This is a genomic window from Butyricicoccus pullicaecorum DSM 23266 (assembly GCF_900167005.1).
GTDB classification, from domain to species: Bacteria; Bacillota; Clostridia; order Oscillospirales; family Butyricicoccaceae; genus Butyricicoccus; species Butyricicoccus pullicaecorum.
Genome location: NZ_FUXW01000010.1, coordinates 58,732 through 75,562, shown reverse-complemented (window position 1 = coordinate 75,562; position 16,831 = coordinate 58,732). Strand labels below are relative to the sequence as shown.

Annotated in this window: 14 protein-coding genes and 1 riboswitch; of the genes, 6 read left to right on the top strand and 8 right to left on the bottom strand. The window is 56.1% G+C overall.

Annotation, left to right across the window (positions count from 1 at the left end; translation table 11 throughout):
- Positions 1 to 626: 626 nt before the first annotated feature.
- Entirely contained in the window at positions 627 to 1,916 is a 1,290-nt protein-coding gene (locus tag B5D52_RS12735) for a dicarboxylate/amino acid:cation symporter (protein ID WP_016149278.1), read from the bottom strand.
- Positions 1,916 to 2,761, bottom strand: coding sequence for a dTDP-4-dehydrorhamnose reductase (rfbD, locus tag B5D52_RS12730; RefSeq protein WP_016149277.1), 846 nt, complete (start codon positions 2,759 to 2,761; stop codon positions 1,916 to 1,918). Before rfbD ends, B5D52_RS12735 begins: the two co-directional genes overlap by 1 nt.
- Positions 2,762 to 3,138: 377 nt before the next feature.
- Between rfbD and B5D52_RS12725 the strand changes: the two genes are divergently transcribed.
- Complete coding sequence (locus B5D52_RS12725) at positions 3,139 to 4,341, top strand: GGDEF domain-containing protein (RefSeq protein ID WP_016149276.1); 1,203 nt, start codon at positions 3,139 to 3,141, stop codon at positions 4,339 to 4,341.
- Positions 4,334 to 5,557: a GGDEF domain-containing protein gene (locus B5D52_RS12720; RefSeq protein ID WP_016149275.1), complete on the top strand. Its 1,224-nt coding sequence runs from the start codon at positions 4,334 to 4,336 to the stop codon at positions 5,555 to 5,557. The genes B5D52_RS12725 and B5D52_RS12720 overlap by 8 nt, the downstream gene beginning before the upstream one ends.
- A 110-nt stretch (positions 5,558 to 5,667) precedes the next feature.
- Here B5D52_RS12720 and B5D52_RS12715 read toward each other — a convergent pair whose 3' ends face one another.
- On the bottom strand, positions 5,668 to 6,204 hold the full coding sequence (locus tag B5D52_RS12715; RefSeq protein ID WP_016149274.1) for a site-specific integrase: 537 nt from the start codon (positions 6,202 to 6,204) through the stop codon (positions 5,668 to 5,670).
- A gap of 228 nt (positions 6,205 to 6,432) precedes the next feature.
- Positions 6,433 to 8,550, bottom strand: a complete 2,118-nt coding sequence (locus B5D52_RS12710) for a putative bifunctional diguanylate cyclase/phosphodiesterase (protein ID WP_016149273.1) — start codon at positions 8,548 to 8,550, stop codon at positions 6,433 to 6,435.
- Positions 8,551 to 8,941: 391 nt separating this feature from the next.
- Positions 8,942 to 9,056: riboswitch (FMN riboswitch) on the top strand.
- A 168-nt stretch (positions 9,057 to 9,224) separates the two neighbouring features.
- On the opposite strand from B5D52_RS12710, the gene ribD reads away from it, so the two are divergent.
- The 4 genes from ribD to ribH are packed head-to-tail and all read left to right on the top strand — an operon-like array spanning position 9,225 to position 12,666.
- Complete coding sequence (gene ribD / locus B5D52_RS12705) at positions 9,225 to 10,343, top strand: bifunctional diaminohydroxyphosphoribosylaminopyrimidine deaminase/5-amino-6-(5-phosphoribosylamino)uracil reductase RibD (RefSeq protein WP_016149272.1); 1,119 nt, start codon at positions 9,225 to 9,227, stop codon at positions 10,341 to 10,343.
- A complete protein-coding gene (locus B5D52_RS12700) occupies positions 10,325 to 10,957 on the top strand; it encodes a riboflavin synthase (RefSeq protein ID WP_016149271.1) in 633 nt (210 codons plus the stop codon). Before ribD ends, B5D52_RS12700 begins: the two co-directional genes overlap by 19 nt.
- A 16-nt stretch (positions 10,958 to 10,973) precedes the next feature.
- Complete coding sequence (locus tag B5D52_RS12695) at positions 10,974 to 12,173, top strand: bifunctional 3,4-dihydroxy-2-butanone-4-phosphate synthase/GTP cyclohydrolase II (protein ID WP_016149270.1); 1,200 nt, start codon at positions 10,974 to 10,976, stop codon at positions 12,171 to 12,173.
- A 28-nt stretch (positions 12,174 to 12,201) separates the two neighbouring features.
- Complete coding sequence (gene ribH / locus B5D52_RS12690; protein ID WP_016149269.1) at positions 12,202 to 12,666, top strand: 6,7-dimethyl-8-ribityllumazine synthase; 465 nt, start codon at positions 12,202 to 12,204, stop codon at positions 12,664 to 12,666.
- A gap of 73 nt (positions 12,667 to 12,739) precedes the next feature.
- Here ribH and B5D52_RS16715 read toward each other — a convergent pair whose 3' ends face one another.
- The 4 genes from B5D52_RS16715 to sstT all read right to left on the bottom strand — a co-directional run bounded on the left by B5D52_RS16715 (position 12,740) and on the right by sstT (position 16,817).
- Positions 12,740 to 12,865, bottom strand: a complete 126-nt coding sequence (locus tag B5D52_RS16715) for a hypothetical protein (RefSeq protein WP_278246326.1) — start codon at positions 12,863 to 12,865, stop codon at positions 12,740 to 12,742.
- Positions 12,866 to 13,048: 183 nt separating this feature from the next.
- Positions 13,049 to 15,172 (bottom strand): polyphosphate kinase 1, encoded by a 2,124-nt coding sequence (gene ppk1 / locus B5D52_RS12685; protein ID WP_016149268.1) that lies wholly within the window; start codon positions 15,170 to 15,172, stop codon positions 13,049 to 13,051.
- 19 nt (positions 15,173 to 15,191) lie between these two features.
- Positions 15,192 to 15,386 carry a hypothetical protein gene (locus B5D52_RS12680; protein WP_016149267.1) on the bottom strand — a complete coding sequence of 65 codons (195 nt, stop codon included), beginning with the start codon at positions 15,384 to 15,386 and terminating at the stop codon, positions 15,192 to 15,194.
- A 189-nt stretch (positions 15,387 to 15,575) separates the two neighbouring features.
- Positions 15,576 to 16,817: a serine/threonine transporter SstT gene (gene sstT / locus B5D52_RS12675; RefSeq protein WP_016149266.1), complete on the bottom strand. Its 1,242-nt coding sequence runs from the start codon at positions 16,815 to 16,817 to the stop codon at positions 15,576 to 15,578.
- Between the last annotated feature and the right edge of the window lie 14 nt (positions 16,818 to 16,831).

The following is a 16,831-nucleotide window of genomic DNA, read 5'->3' as shown; positions in this document are numbered from 1 at the left end:
TTAATCGACTTTAGAGTCTGACGTTTGTCGTTTTATTTTTAGTGGATTTACGACTTCCACCGACTTACTTCTGGGTAATCCCAAAAGGAATTTCAGGTTCGTATTTCAAGCATTTCGTTGTTTAATTTACAAGGTACAAAAAATCTTTGCCTTCAGCGATTTTTTGTACCGCGTGTCAATTTCATCAGGAAATTGACCAAGGTACCAACCGCTAAAGTTTTTTTAAGCGCTCACCTTTCGGTGAAGTGCTTATTTATTTTACCAGACTCGCTTTCGTTTGTCAAGCTCTTTTTTAACTTTTTTCGAAGTTTTTCGCGCTCCGAATCGCTAAATCTGAACTTTTCCAAACTTTTCGTCCGGTTTCGCTGCCCGTGTGGTCAGCTTATTTATAATACCACAGCTGAAAGCCCGTGTCAACAACTTTTTTCTACTTTCTTGACCCATTATTCAAAAAGTTTCAAATCGTCGTGACGCTTCTTTCGTTGTGGAGGCCGCCTCTCGGAGACAGCTTGTATAGGATACCACCGCAGCCGACCGTTGTCAATCTTTTTTTACAAAATTTGACTTCTTTTTTTGTGCAAAAAAGAAGTCGGTCAAAGACCGACTTCTCCATGCAGCGCAAAGCCTTACGCTTCCAGCTCTGCTTCCTTCTTATTAAATACTTCCTTATCGAGTGCCTGATTCTGGTTTGCAACGATGGTCGTGCAAACTGCGTCACCGGTAATGTTGACCGCAGTACGCGACATATCCAGAATACGGTCGATACCCATAATAAAGCCGATGCCTTCGATGGGCAGGCCGACCGAGGTCAGAACCATAGACAGGGTGACCAGACCAACCGACGGAACGCCAGCCGTACCGATCGACGCCAGGGTCGCGGTCGCAATAACGGTCAAGTAGTCCATCGGGGTCAGCGCGATGCCGTAAGCCTGCGCGATGAACACAACCGCTACGCCCTGCATGATGGACGTACCATCCATATTGATGGTCGCGCCCAGCGGGATGGTAAAGGACGAAATGCGGCGCGATACGCCCATCTTGCGTTCCAGCGTATCGATAGACAGCGGGATGGTCGCATTCGAGGTCGCGGTCGAGAACGCAAAGCCCATGACCGGCAGGAACTTCTTGATAAAACGGATGGGATTGAGTCCGGTGAATACCTTGAGCAGAATCTGATAAACGCCCAGGCACTGGATGACCAGCGCCAGCATAACCGCAAACATATATTTAATGAGCGGCTGGAATGCGTCGAAGCCCATGCCCGAGAAGGTACGCGCGATCAGACAGAAAACGCCGATCGGCGCCAGAGACATGACCATCATGGTCATTTCCATCATAATATCATTGCCCTGCTGGAACAGGTTGTGCACGATCTGGGTCTTGTCGCCCAGCTTGGCCAGAATGATGCCGACGATGATGGCAAAGACGATGATCTGCAACATGTTGCCGGTTGCCAGCGACTCAATCGGGTTTTTGGGGATGATATCGAGCAGCGTGTCTACCATGGACGTCTGGGTGGTTGCGATCTGAGTCTCAGCCACTTCCAGCGTATTCAGATCCATGCCAACACCGGGGTTAATGATGCGGGCAACGATCAGCGCAACCGCGACCGCAAGCGCGGTGGTAATAATATAGAAGACGACCGTGCGCACGCCGACTTTACCAAGCGTCTTGGTATCGCCGATCGCGGACGCGCCGCAGATGAGCGAGCACAGAACCAGCGGTACGACCAGCATCTGCATGAGACGCAGGAAGCCCTGTCCGACCACATAGAACACGCCGTCGACCAGAATATTCTGTACGGCGTCATTGGGCAGTACGCAGTAGTGCAGGAAAACGCCCAGAATCGCGCCCAGCAGCAGCGAAATAAAGATACGCGTTGTCAGGCCGATCTTTTTCTTCTCTGTCTTAGCCATCACCGCGCCCCCTTCTTACCGAAATAATCGGTCAGTGCGGTCTTCCAGTCGGGCATCTCGTACAGGCCGGTCATGCGCATCATCATATTGTCAAGCAGCGTAAAGCGCGGGCGCATGGTCTCGCCTGCGACCGTGGTCTGCACCAGATTTTCGTCGTAGCCGCTCAGGCGCAGAATCTCACGTGCAAACTCGGCACGGGTGCACGCACCGGTGCAGGATGCGTGGTACACGCCGTACTCACGCGATTCGATCAGTTTCTGGATGAAACCGGCCAGCGCGTCGGCACTGGTCGGGGACGAAATCTCGTCGCCGGCAACCTGAATCGGCTCCCCCTTCTTGCCCGCTTCCAGGACCTGATGCAGGAAATCATTTGCACCTGCACCGTAAATCCACGACGAGCGCACGATGACATGCTTGTCGGTCAGCTCGCGTACCAGACGCTCGCCCGCATACTTGCTCTTGCCGTAGATCGTAACCGGGTGCGGCTCCAAAAACTCGTGCAGCGGCTTGTTGCTCGTGCCCTCGAACACGTCGTCGGTCGATATCTGAATGAGCTTTGCATCAATGCGGCGGGCAGCAATGGCCAGATTGCGCGCGCCGAGTGCGTTTGCCTTGTACGCTTCCTCGGGCGAGGCCTCGCACTTCTGCACGTCGGTCAGACCGGCGCAGTTGATGATGACATCGGGATGATTGACGTCTGCAAAGTGGTTGACCGCTTCGCTGTCGCCGATCGGCACGTCCAGATCGCTCGGCAGGATGCGGTATTCGATATTGGTCAGCAGGCGGCACAGCGCCGAGCCCAGACGGCCGGACGAGCCTGTGATCCAAATGCGCGTATAACTCATACGCAGGTTTCCCCCTTTTCCGAAAACTTTAAACTTACCGAATGATTATACACCTATTTCACCGCGCTCTCAATCCCATTTTTGCCATTTCTTGTATTTTTTGCACGCATAAACCGTCATTTTATCAGAGCGTGTCACAATTTGCAGAAAATTTGCGCATGAATTTATATACAAATCCGCCGCTCTCGGCAATTTTACTAGACCTGCGGGTCGGTTTTTGGTTATATCGCAAAATATCTGTGTATGTGTTACAAAATTCACTGAAAATTTTGTGAAATTTATTGAAACTGAAACTTTCCCCCAAAGTTTGCATCTGATATAATGAAAAAAAATAATTCCGGCGTATGCGCCGCACGATCAATCATTCGGAGGAACCCATGAGTGATACCGCGCCGACCCTGATTTTATTATTTGTTGTATGTAATCTGGCGGAAAACCTGTATCATCTGTACTTTTTGTCGCGGATGGACACGCTGACCACCCGTCCGCTCTCTCTGATTTTGATTCAGTTTTTGTCCGTCGCCGCACAGACCTTTCTGCTGTTTTCCCCGCATTATTTCTCGCTGTCTCTGTTTTACGGGTTGATTTTCGTCTGTCAGTTTGCACAGAGTATGGTGTGCCGTCTGTCACGCACCACGCCATTTGAAACCTTTATCGTGCGTTTCGTGCAGATGGTCGCGGTGCACCTGTGCCTGATCAGCATTTTTGCACTGCATTCCGATCGCAGTCTGGACGAGATTCTTTCCATGCAGACCTCGCGCGTGTTCAGTATCTGCATTGCGCTGGGCTTCGGCCTGCTGGTAAAGCTCTTAAACCGGCTTTTCCTGCCGCAGTACCGCTCCATTCTCGATCACGGACAGATCAAAGATTTTCGCTTTTTCAAGCACTTTACCATTCTCAGCGTCATCTATCTCTTTGCGCAGAGTATCCTGTGCGACCTCGACCCCACCCATCTGCTCATTCCGGCCTTTCTGCTCGGCTCCAACCTGCTTTTGATCTTTCTGCTGGTGGGCTATCTGGTCAACATCTATTATATCTCGCTGACCAGCGACGCCGAACACTCGAACAGTGAACTCAGCCGTTCGCTTGCCCAGGCAGACAGCCGTCTGCGCATCCTGCGCCACAGTACTTATCACGACGAGCTGACCGGCGCGTTTTCCCGTGTCTACGCCTTCCAGTACATCGGCACGCTGCTCGAACGGCACACGCTGTTCGCGGTGGTCTATTTCGATCTCGACCGCCTCAAGCATATCAACGACACCCACGGCCACCAGCAGGGTGACCACTACCTTTGCAGCTTTGTCGACCAGATGCACCACCATATTCGACCCTCGGACGCACTCGCACGCATCGGCGGCGATGAATTTGTGCTCATTTTGCCCGGATGCGACCGCGTGATGGCCGACCAGCGTATGGAGGAGATCGGACGCGAGATCGAACAGGGCGAGGAAGCACTGCTGTTCAGCTTCGGTACTTCGGACTCGACCGAGGCGCGCGACGTGCACACCCTGCTCGAATGCGCAGACCAGCGCATGTACACCCGCAAAAAAGAGCGGAAAGGACGGTCGGATCATGCATGACAATTTGATCTTTCTCCTGTGCACGGCCATCTCTTACTATATTTACTGCGGCGGTGCGCTCAAAATCGGCTATACCGTTCTGACCCCGCGGTCGGTGAACCGTCTGTCCTCGACCATCGTCTTTCCCATCAATTTTTCCGTGCTCTGTCTGGTCGCCGCACTGGAACTCGAGCTGATTGCCAACTGGATTTTATTCCTGATTATCCTGTCCATTGAATTTCTCATCCTGTTCCCATCGGACAAGCTGGGCGCATTCTTTCTCACCCTGCTGTGCATCCTGTGCGGGATGGCGGTCAATCTGCTCCTGCGCGCAGCCTTTTCACTGGTTCTGCGCATTCCGCTGGCCAGTTTTTCCCCGTTTGACTTCCTGCGCGTGTCCTCGGCGGTCGTCGGCTTCATGCTGACCGGTCTTGGACTGCGCTGGCTGTCTGGCAGCCGCTATGCCGCATCGCTCGCGCGCATTCTGCGCCTGCGGCGGCATCTGCCGTTTTTGCTCTGGATTATGGTGGTGCTGTTCGTGTCGCTGACCCTGCACCTGCTCTTGTACTTGCGGCTCGACTATTCCCCGCTGCCCAAGCTGTGGAGTCTGGCATCCTGCCTGTTTGCCCTGCTCGGTCTGTACTGGTCGCTGCGCTACGCCGCCCGCCTGAGCTACCTTGACCACCTGCATCTGCAAAACACAACTCTGCAAAAGGCGCTTGCCTTCCGGCAGGTGCAAGAAGCCCAGCTCGCCGCGGCTTCCAATCAGGACGCTCTGACCGGTCTGCCCAACCGCCGCGCGGCACAGCAGACACTGACCCACTGGCTGGAACAGGACACACCCTTTGCGCTGTGCCTGATCGATTTGGATGGACTCAAACAGGTCAACGACGTGCAGGGGCACAATCAGGGCGATCAGTACATTCTGACCGTGTCCCAGCTCCTGCAGCACGCCTGCCGTAAGGATGAGGACGCGCTGTTCCGCTTCGGCGGGGATGAATTCATCCTGTTATTCCACAATATGACCCGGGATTCCGCCCGTCAGCGTCTGGAATCGATCAGTGAAGCGCTCGCCCAAACCGAGGCAAACATGCCGATGGCGTTCAGCTACGGTATTGCGCTGCGCCAGCCCAATGACACGCTGGACACGATCATTCAGCGCGCGGACTCGCAGATGTACGACATGAAACACGCGCATAAATCCCGGCAATTTGAAGGAAGAAGTAAAAGTGAATAGTGAATAAGTGTTCTTGTTTTTTACTTCTTACCTATTCACTCTTCACTATTCACTATTACCTATCAGACAAAAAACCACCCAATCGGGTGGTTTTTTGTGTCTCGGTGCGGTCAGAGGAAGAAGTCGGCTAAGGTGTCGTCGATTTCGTCCTGCGTAATACCGATATAGCGCAGGGTGATGGACGGCGACGCGTGGTTGAAGAGCTGCTGGAGCAGCGCCACGTCCTTGTATCGCTTGTAATGGAAGTATCCGAAGGTTTTGCGCAGGGTGTGCGTGCCGATGTTATCCAGACCGACCTCGCGTGCGGCGTCGTTTAAAATATAGTACGCCTGAATGCGGCTGATGTGCCCGCCCTTGCGGCTGGGAAAGACGTATTCCTCGGGCGCGCGCCCGATGGCATACTGCTCGATCTCGCGGCGCAGCTGGTTATTGATAAAAAAGCGCTTGCGCTTTCCGGTCTTTTTTTCCTGCACGACCAGATGGGTGCCCATCAGGTCACCGATGCGCAGCGGCAGCAGGTCGCTGATGCGCATACCTACATTGATGCCCAGGACGAACAAAAAATAGTTGCGTTCGCTCTTGCACAGCAGGGCTTTTTTCATCGCGTCGATCTTGGCATGGTCGCGGATCGGCTGAACGGTCTTCATCTATCCCATCCTTTCTTTATCAAACAGTATACTACAATATGTTAAATTCAGGCAAGCCCCACGGACAAAGTGCAAAATGCACAGCGGTCTTTCTGTGTTTTTGTGCAGGGTGACAGGATTTTATTTAACACAATGTGGATTTTGTTAAATAGTGATCGGACAGCGCAAGCGTCGGCATAGAAGGCATAAAAAAACAGGATACAATCGGCTGACCGCATCCTGTCTTGCTTATTCGGTTTTGGATGAATTTTCCTGTGGGCGCAGGTCGCGGGTATATCCTGCCACAATGTACCCTTTTTGATACGGCATCCGAACGAGCGTAATCTCTGCCGGAATGGGTGTACCGTCCAGCTTTTGATGCATCCACGGGAAGACCGTGCGTCCCTCGCGGAACGCCTGGGAAATCTTCTCGTATGCGACCTCGGAGGACGGACGGCCATCGGGCTGGCAGGGTGGGGACAGCTCAAAGAAGCGTTCCAGATATTCGCCCTCGTCGCGCAGGTCGAACAGCTCGACCACCGCGGTATTGCACGCCATATTCTCGAATTTTTCATTCCACACGTTAATGCTGAGCGGCGTTGCGTTCATCATCGTGCGCAGCAGATCGCTGTCGCTGAGCATGGTATTATTGCGCTCCTGCTTATCCGCCCGCGCCGAACGGGGCGCGAAACAGTCGGGGTGGGCGATCAGCTCGCGAGCAAAGGTGTCCGCGTCCAGCGGTTTGGACGTGTAATAGCCCTGACAGGTGTCGGCGTACAGGTTGTTGACCGTGCGCAGCTCGTCCTGCGTCTCGATGCCCTCAACGCACACGCGCAAGCCGGCGTTGTGGCACAGGGCAATGACCGCCTTGACGAAGTTGTAGTTGTAGCTGTTGTTGTGAATGGATGTGATAAACGAGCGGTCGATCTTGACGATATCGCTCGGCAGCTGCTGCAAGCGTCCGAGAGAGGAATATCCGGTGCCGAAGTCGTCGATTGCCAGCCGGATACCGCCCGCACGCAGGGTGGACAGCGTCTGTGCGACACCGCTCTCCTCGTCGGCGAAACAGCTCTCGGTCAGCTCGAGCACCAGATGCTCGGGCGGCAGACCGATCTCGTTTAACGTCTGGAACACGCGCTGACTGAATCCGTCGCCGAGCGACTGGTAGAGCGAGACGTTGACGTTCATGGTAAATTCGGGCAGCTGCTCGACCCAAGTCTTGCACACCGAAACCGCCTGTCGGAATGCCCACATGCCCACGTCACTCATCAGTCCCTCGCGCTCGAGCAAGGGAACGAAGCTGTCCGGTCGAATGCGTCCGAATTCCGGGCTTTCGTAGCGCAAAAGCGCTTCTGCACCCACCAAACGCAGCGAATCTGCCGTGCAAATGGGCTGGTACACCAGATAAAAGCCCTCAAATCCGCGGGCGACGCTCTGGCTGAGTTCCTGAATCAGTTTTTGCTCGTGCAAAGTGCTTGGCAGCATGGACGGGCAGAAGATTTTGAGTCGGTTCTTGCCGCTCTTCTTGGCCTGACGCATGGCAAGTACCGCGTTGCGCAGCAGACCTGCCCAATCAGGCCCGCTGTCGGCAAACATCGCCACGCCGCCCGAAATGCTGAACTGGTAGCTGATGCCGTCCAGGCTGCGCGGGTGGCGGACGTACTCCTGCAAACACTCGAACAGCTCGCGCATCTTGGCATGATTGCACGCGCGGCACAATACGAGGAACTGGTCGCCGTTGAGGCGGTACAGGTCGGCGCCCTCGGGCAGAAGTGCCTGCAATTCCTGAATGACTGTGCGCAATACCATATCGCCGAACGCGTGCGAGTACAGCATATTGATGCGGGTAAAATCGTCGATGTTAAAGAGCAGAATGCCGCACTGCTGCGCCTGTCCGTGCGCGATCAGCGACTCGACCACCCGGCGGCAGCGGTCACTCGTGTGCAGACCGGTCACGCGGTCGACCTCGCCGTCCTGCTCGAGGTTCTCCAGAATGCCGATAACGTGGGTGGGCTTGTCCATACCGGGCGGCTGGTAGATCCGTCCGCGCGCACGCACCCAAAAATACCGTCCCGATGTCGCACGCATCTGAAATTCGTCGTCAAAGGTCTGCTTGTGTCCGCAGTACAGCTGCGAAATGGACTCGTCGATCCGGCCCCGGTCACGCGGGTGGATACGCGCAAGCCAGGTTTCACGTGCGTTCTCGATCACACGCTCGGAAAAGCCGAAATCCTGCCTTGCTTTTTCCGAGATACAAATGCGGTCACTCCTGATGTCGGCCAGGTACAAATATCCCATAATACTGTCTGCAACCGCGTCGTAAAGAAACTCCAGTGACGGGACAAAATCATGTATATTCATTTCCATTTTTGCCCTCCTGGGTACGTACTTTCAGCCGGTCAAAAACCGTGTGCGGACGGACAAACCGTCCGGATTTTTTCCGGCGGAAAGCATGGATTGTTCCTATATTCTCTCACGTCCGAGGTACCTCTGTCAAGCTTTTCTATGTTTCATCTCCCGCCGAATGCACACCGCTGTTCTAGTCCGCGCGCGCCCTATTCTGTGTTTTATATTCCCTATGTTTTGTATCATTCATCCGGATACAAAAACCTGTGCCCGATCGCACAGTTTCTGCCGTTTTTGTGCGCTCATTTTGACCGGCGTTTTTGGGCTGCCCACATATTTTTTACGGCACTGTGCTAAAATAATGCTTGACAAAATTCGTCATCCGGGCGTATACTGGCCTCGTTGATAGAACATACATCTTCAGGGCAGGGTGCAATTCCCTACCGGTGGTACAGCCCACGAGCCGCAAGGCATGATTCGGTGAAACTCCGAAGCCGACAGTACAGTCTGGATGAAAGAAGATGACAAAACCCCGTGATCTACCGATCTGCGTGTATTTGCCGAACTTTTACGCCCTGGAATGCTTGCATTCCGGGGTTTTTTTGTTGGCAAATGCGCTTGTTTTTCGATTTTGTCTCATGCCCTGAACCCCAAGGTTCGGGGCATCTTTTTTTGCAGAAATGAGGCGGTATTTTATGAGCCATTCGGCTGAAGATCTGGAATACATGCGCCGTGCGCTGTCGCTTGCCGCACGCGGCGCGGGACATGTCAGCCCCAATCCCCTGGTCGGCGCGGTCATCGTCCGGGATGGCCGCGTGATCGGTGAGGGATGGCACGCCATGTTCGGCGGGCCGCACGCCGAGCGCAATGCGCTTGCAAACTGCACCGAGTCGCCGCGCGGCGCGACCATCTACGTAACGCTCGAGCCCTGCTGCCACCACGGCAAGACCCCGCCGTGCACCGACGCGCTCATCGAACAGGGACTTGCGCGCGTGGTCGTCGGCTCGTCCGACCCCAACCCGCTGGTTGCCGGAAAGGGCGTGCGCATCCTGCGCGAACACGGCATCGAAGTGGTAGAAAACGTCCTGAAAGACGAGTGTGACCGCTTAAACGCACCGTTTTTCCACTATATCCGCAACAAAACACCCTTTGTGGTGCTCAAATACGCCATGACCATGGACGGCAAGATCGCGACGCGCACGGGTGCTTCCCAGTGGATTACCGGCGAAATTGCACGCGAGCAGGTACACCGCGACCGCAACCGGTACACGGCGATCATGGTCGGCGTGGGCACGGTGCTGGCCGACGACCCCATGCTGACCTGCCGCATCCCCGGCGGCCGTGACCCCATCCGCATTGTGTGCGACAGCCGCCTGTCTACCCCGCCCTCCGCCCGTCTGGTCGAGAGCGCGGGCAGCCTGACCACCATTTTGGCGACCTGCTGCACCGACCCCGACCGCCATGCACCCTATCTGGCTGCGGGATGCGAGATCCTGACCGTTCCGGCAGACGCCGACGGGCATGTCGATCTTGCAGCGCTCATGCAGGCGCTCGGCGCACGCGGTATCGACAGCATCGTGCTGGAAGGCGGCGGTACGCTCGCCTGGGCGGCGCTGCGCGCGGGCATCGTTCACCGTGTCCAAGCCTACATCGCGCCCAAGCTGTTCGGCGGCGCACAGGCCAAAACCCCGGTGCAGGGCGTAGGCGTTGCCTACCCGGACGACGCCGTCCGCCTGTCCGCACCCCGTGTCACCCAGCTGGGCGACGATCTGCTGCTGGAAAGTGAGGTCATTGCATGTTTACAGGAATCGTAGAGGAAGTCGGACGGGTGCAGGCCATCCGGCGCGAGCCGGCAAACGCTGTGCTCACCATCGCAGCGTCCAAAGTACTCGAGGACGTGCATCTGGGCGACAGCATCGCGGTGTGCGGCGTGTGCCTGACGGTCACTTCGTTTACATCGAGCGCGTTCACCGCCGACGTGATGCACGAAACGCTGAACCGCTCGTCGCTCGGCGCACTGAAACCGGGCAGTCCGGTCAATTTAGAGCGCGCCATGCCCGCAAATGGCCGCTTCGGCGGGCATATCGTGTCCGGACACATCGACGGCACGGGCAGGATCACCCGCATTCGACCGGACGGCAATGCGATCTGGTATACGGTCAGCGCCACGCCGTCCCTGCTGCGCTACATCGTGGAAAAAGGCTCGATCGCCATTGACGGCATCAGCCTGACCGTCGCGCAAGTCACCGGACGCGACTTCTCGGTTTCCATCATCCCGCACACCCAGGGACAGACCACCCTGTCCGCCCGACGGGTCGGGGATACGGTCAATCTGGAGACCGACTGCATCGGAAAATATGTCGAAAAACTGCTGGGCAGCCCGGATGCGGGCATCACCCAGGCATTCTTAGCCCGCTGCGGCTACTGATTTGGGAGGCTTTTTTATGCAACAGTACAACACCATCGAGCAGGCGCTCGAAGACCTGCGACAGGGCAAGATCATCCTGGTCACCGACGACGAAAACCGCGAAAATGAGGGCGATATGATCTGCGCCGCGCGGTTTGCGACCACAGAAAACGTCAATTTCATGGCAAAGTACGCCAAGGGACTGATCTGCACGCCCATGAGCGAGGAGATTGCCCAGCGTCTGGGTCTCGAGCAGATGGTTAAGGTCAACACCGACAACCACCAGACCGCCTTCACCGTGTCCATTGACCACGTCAAAACCACGACCGGTATCTCGGCCGAAGAGCGTGGTTTTACCTGCCGTGCCTGCGTCGACCCGGCTTCCCGCCCGGAGGATTTCCGCCGTCCGGGTCATGTGTTCCCGCTGGTTGCCCGCCGCGGCGGCGTGCTGTGCCGACCGGGTCACACCGAGGCCACCGTTGACCTCATGCGTCACGCCGGCCTGCCCGAGTGCGGTCTGTGCTGCGAGATCATGCGCGATGACGGCACCATGATGCGCGGCGACGAGCTGCGCGAGCACGCGGAAAAATGGGGCATGACCATGATTACCATTCGGGATTTGCAGGACTACTGCCGCCGTCACGACAAGCACGTCGTGCGCGAGGCCTGCGCCGAAATGCCCACCCGATTCGGTGATTTCCGCATCTACGGCTATATCAACGACCTGACCGGCGAACACCATGTCGCACTGGTCAAGGGCGAAATTGGCGACGGCAAGCAACTGCTGTGCCGCGTGCACTCCGAGTGCCTGACCGGCGACGTGTTCGGCTCGGCGCGCTGCGACTGCGGCCAGCAGCTCGCGGCAGCCCTCACCCAGATCGAAAAAGAGGGACGCGGTGTTCTGCTGTACATGCGTCAGGAAGGCCGCGGCATCGGCCTGATCAACAAGCTCAAGGCGTACGAGCTGCAGGAAAAGGGCTTTGATACGGTCGAGGCAAACGTCAAGCTGGGCTTTGCTCCCGACCTGCGTGAGTACTGGATCGGTGCGCAGATCTTGCAGGATCTGGGCGCGAAGGAACTACGCCTGCTGACCAACAACCCGGAAAAGGTCTATGGTCTGGACGGCTTCGGCGTGGAGATCGTCGAGCGCGTGCCCATTCAGGTTGCTGCAACCGCGCACGACCTGTTCTACCTCAAGACCAAGCAGAAGCGCATGGGACATATCTTAAACTACTAAGCACAAAATGACCGAAAGGATGAGTACAATGAATCTGTTCGAAGGAAAACTGACCGCGCAAAACATCAAGGTAGGCATCGTCGCCGCACGTTTTAACGAGTTCATTACCAGCAAACTGCTGGGCGGCGCAATGGACGGCCTGACCCGTCTGGACGTGCGCGAGGAGGACATCGACGTCGCTTGGGTACCAGGTGCGTTCGAGATTCCGCTGATTGCGTCCAAGATGGCACAGAGCGGTAAGTATGACGCGGTCATCTGCCTGGGCGCTGTCATCCGCGGCAGCACCAGCCATTATGATTACGTGTGCGCAGAGGTGTCTAAGGGTATCGCACAGGTATCGCTGTCGACCGGCGTGCCGGTTATGTTCGGCGTGCTGACCACCGATACCATTGAGCAGGCAATTGAGCGTGCAGGCACCAAGGCGGGTAATAAGGGCTTTGACTGCGCACAGGGCGCAGTTGAGATGGTCAACCTGTGCCGCGCGATGGCCTAATCCCGCCCGCAGGCGAATTAAAGCTTTCGCTCAAGCCTTTCTCGAAAGGCTTGCGGAGTCTTGAGGCAGAGCCTCAAGTCGCCCGTCGCAACGGGCGAAACTCCCCTTTGATTCCGGTCTTTTGACCGGAATCAACCAAAATAAAAAAATAATCGCTCGCCGCAGCGAGCGAAATACCCCGCGGCCATTGGCCGCTCATGGGAAAGACCGTCCCTTCGGACGGTCTTTCCTTTTTTGTTTGTTTGAATTGATTCCCGGGACGGACACCGGGAATCAAAAAGGGGATTCCGGACTCTGCGGAGTCCGGCTCAGGGCTCTGCCCTGAGAACCCGCAAACCTTTGAAAAGGTTTGATCGAAACTTCAATTAGGGGTGCGGTGCTTTTAGCCTTTATGACCGTGGAACAGACCCGTGAGCCAATCCATGAACCCATGCTTTTTATCCGGTTCCAGATCGATCATCTGATCGTCCGGCTCGAGTGCCTTCGCCATGAGCATCTGTTGACTATCAATCGGGGTCTCACGAATCGGACGGGTACGATAAGAGCCGTCGCGCTGCAAAGCGCGTGCCTTAACGTTATCCGCCCAGCAGGTATCCATTAAATAATGAATCTTCTCGCGGACGGCCTGATCGTAAATCGGGCAGGCAACTTCCACGCGCTTTTCGGTATTGCGCGTCATAAAGTCAGCCGAAGCGATATACATACGCTCGTCATTTCCCTGACCGAAGCAATACACGCGGGAGTGTTCGAGGAAGCGTCCGACGATGGAAATGACCTCAATATTCTCGGTTTTCTCCGGGATATCGGGCAGAATGCAGCAGATACCGCGCACGATCATACGCACGCGCACACCGGCGCACGAGGCCTGTTTGAGTTTCTCGATCAAGTCGATATCAGTGATGGCGTTCATCTTGATGAAGATGCGGCCCTCGCCGCGCTTGGCGATCTCGCGGTCGATCTCGCGGATGATGCCAGTTTTGAGCGAGGACGGGGCGACCATCAGGTGCTCATACTGACCGGACACATTGCCGATGGCGAGGTTCTGGAAGAAGTGGTTTGCATCCTGACCGATCGCCGGGTTGGCTGTAATGAGTGACAAGTCGGTATACTGCAAAGCGGTCTTTTCATTATAGTTACCCGTGCCGACCTGGGTGATATACTGCACGCTGCCCTGACTGCGGCGGGTAATCAGGCAGACCTTGGAGTGCACCTTATAGTTCTCCACGCCGTAAATGACCGTGCATCCGGCGTCCTCCAGACGTTCCGACCAGTCGATATTATTCTGCTCGTCGAAGCGTGCGCGCAGCTCGATAAAGGCGGTCACGTCCTTGCCGGCCTCGGCAGCCGCGCACAGGTACTCGACCAGCTTGGCCTTGCGCGCCAGTCGATAAATGGTGATTTTAATGGAAATAACATCCGGGTCGTACGCAGACTCGCGGATGAGGTGCAAAAAAGTGTCCATGCCCTCAAAAGGATAGGACAGCAGGATATCATGTGCCTGTACCTGCGGTGTAATGGGCGCATTTAAGCGCACCCCATGCGGTACACCGGGTGTAAATGGGGTGTCGGTCAGTGCGCGGCGCTTGTTTTCGCTGAGTTTTGCAGGCAAGGCAAAGGCATAACCCATTTTGAGCGGTGCATTGGTAACGTAGACCTGTTCCTGCGTGACCGGCAGGTGCTCCTTGAGGTACTTTAAGAAGGTCTCGCTGATCGGCCTAGACAGCTCGAGGCGCACGGGCGCGAGGCGCTGGCGCTGGCGCAGCAGTTTTTTCATCTTGCCGCGGAAATCGTCGCTGTCGAAGTCGAACGCCTCATCGTCGGGGTTGATATCGGCGTTACGGGTGACGCAGAAGACGGTCTTTTCCAGAATCGTGTCGTCCTTGAAAATCTGGGACACGTGCTCTAAGATGACTTCCTCGGTGCGGATGTACCGCGTCTCGCCGCCGGGCAAAAAGATGACCTCGGGCAGGGCTGCGGGCACCGGGATGACCGCAAACATGGGATTGTTTTTATATTTGAGCCATGCGCCGATGTGCAGCGCCTTATTTTGCAGATGCGGGAAGGGATGGTGGGTGTCCACGATCTGCGGCGACAGAATGGGCGCGATGGAGGATTTGAAATACTGGCGCACGAACTTGACCTCGGTCTCTGCCAGCTCGTCATAATGCAGCTGGCAGATGCCGTGCACGCGCAGCTGCTGTTCGACCTCCTGATAGATCTGTTGACGGCGGGCGTAGAGCACGCGGACGGCCTCATAGATGTGCGTCAGCTGCTCGCCGGGTGTCCAGCCGCTCTTCTGGTCGATGGTGTGCGTCTTGAAGTGGGACAGATCGAACAGACTGCCCACGCGGATCATAAAAAATTCGTCCAGGTTGCTCGTAAAGATCGCGATGAATTTGAGGCGCTCGAGCAGCGGCACGGTCTCGTCGGTGGCCTCCATCAGCACGCGCTCGTTAAAGCGCAGCCAGGACAGTTCTCGGTTTTGTGTAAATCTGGTATCGGGCATTTGGGGTTTCCCCGCCTCCTTAAAAATAAGTCCTATGACAGCTCATGCGTTTGAGCTGACTGACGACCGTGCTGCAAATCTCGTTATACTCCTTTAAATAGGTGAGCTTGCGGCGATATTCCTCACTGCGCTTTTTCTGCTGCTGCCGCCAGACCGGGCAGGTCTTGTGACAGCCTTCCTGATACATCAGACAGGTGGACTTACAGGGAATCATGGCAAAGGCCCCTTTCTTTGGAAAAAAACGGTCAGGTGATCGCGTGCACACGGAATTGTCATTTCTGTTTCCATCATATCCCGCATTGCGTGAAAAGACAATCGTACCTTGGAAAAGCATTTGTAAAATTTTGCAGAAATGGGTAGAAATCTAACAAAAAAGGAACGCCCGAAAGCGTTCCTTTGGTTTTTATGCCTGGGTATAGGACTGTGCAGCGGCAGAGCCTTCCAGCTTGCGGCGCTTGGACAGCTCGGCAACTGCGGTGTAGAGTACGTCGGTGGACGAGTTGATTGCGGTCTCGCAGGAGTCCTGGATAACGCCGACGATGAAGCCAACGCCGACAACCTGCATGGCGACATCGTTGGGGATACCGAACAGGCTGCAAGCGAGCGGTACGAGCAGCAGCGAGCCGCCGGCAACGCCGGATGCACCGCAGGCCGAGACGGCAGACAGCACGCTCAGCACGACCGCCGATGCGAAGTCGACCTGGATGCCCAGGGTGTGCGCAGCCGCCAGCGCCAGGATGGAAATGGTCACGGCAGCGCCGCCCATGTTGATGGTCGAGCCGAGCGGAATGGAAACCGCGTAGGTGTCACGGTCCAGACCCAGCTCTGCACACAGGCGCATATTGACCGGGATATTTGCCGCAGAAGAGCGAGTAAAGAAAGCCGTGATGCCGCTGTCCTTGAGGCACTTGAGCACCAGCGGGAAGGGATTTCTGCGAATACCGATGAAAACGATGATGGGATTGACCACGAAAGCGACGAAGGCCATGGTGCCGACCAGCAGCACGATGAGCTTGCCGTAGCTGAGCAGCGAGTCGATGCCCTGCTGGGAAATGGTGGTGAAGACCAGACCCAGAACGCCGAAGGGTGCGCAGTTGATGATCCAGCGAACGATCTGAGAGATCGCGTCCGCAACCGACTCAATGGCGACCTTAACGCCCTCGGGTGCCTTGCGCAGCGCGATACCGAGCAGGACAGCCCATGCCAGAATGCCGATATAGTTTGCATTGACCAGCGCATCGACCGGGTTTGCGACCAGATTCATCATCAGGGTGTTCAGAACCTCACCGATGCCGCCGGGCGGGGTGATGTCCGAGGTAGACTGCGTGAGCGTCAGAGTGACGGGGAACAGGAAAGACGCGATAACGGCCATCAGACCGGCCAGAAACGTGCCGAGCAGGTACAGGCCGATGATATGCTTCATATTGGTCTGCTTGCCCTCCTGGTGCTTTGCCAGCGCGGACATGACCAAAAACAGAACGAGAATGGGGGCAATCGCCTTGAGCGCACCGACAAACAGATTGCCGAGCAGCGAAAGCGCGGTCGCCTGCGGGACGACCAGACCCAGAACGATACCAATAATCAGGCCGCAGATGATGCGCTTGACCAGACTGATCTCGTTCCAACGGGTTACGAGGTTCTTCATGTGTTTCTTTCAAC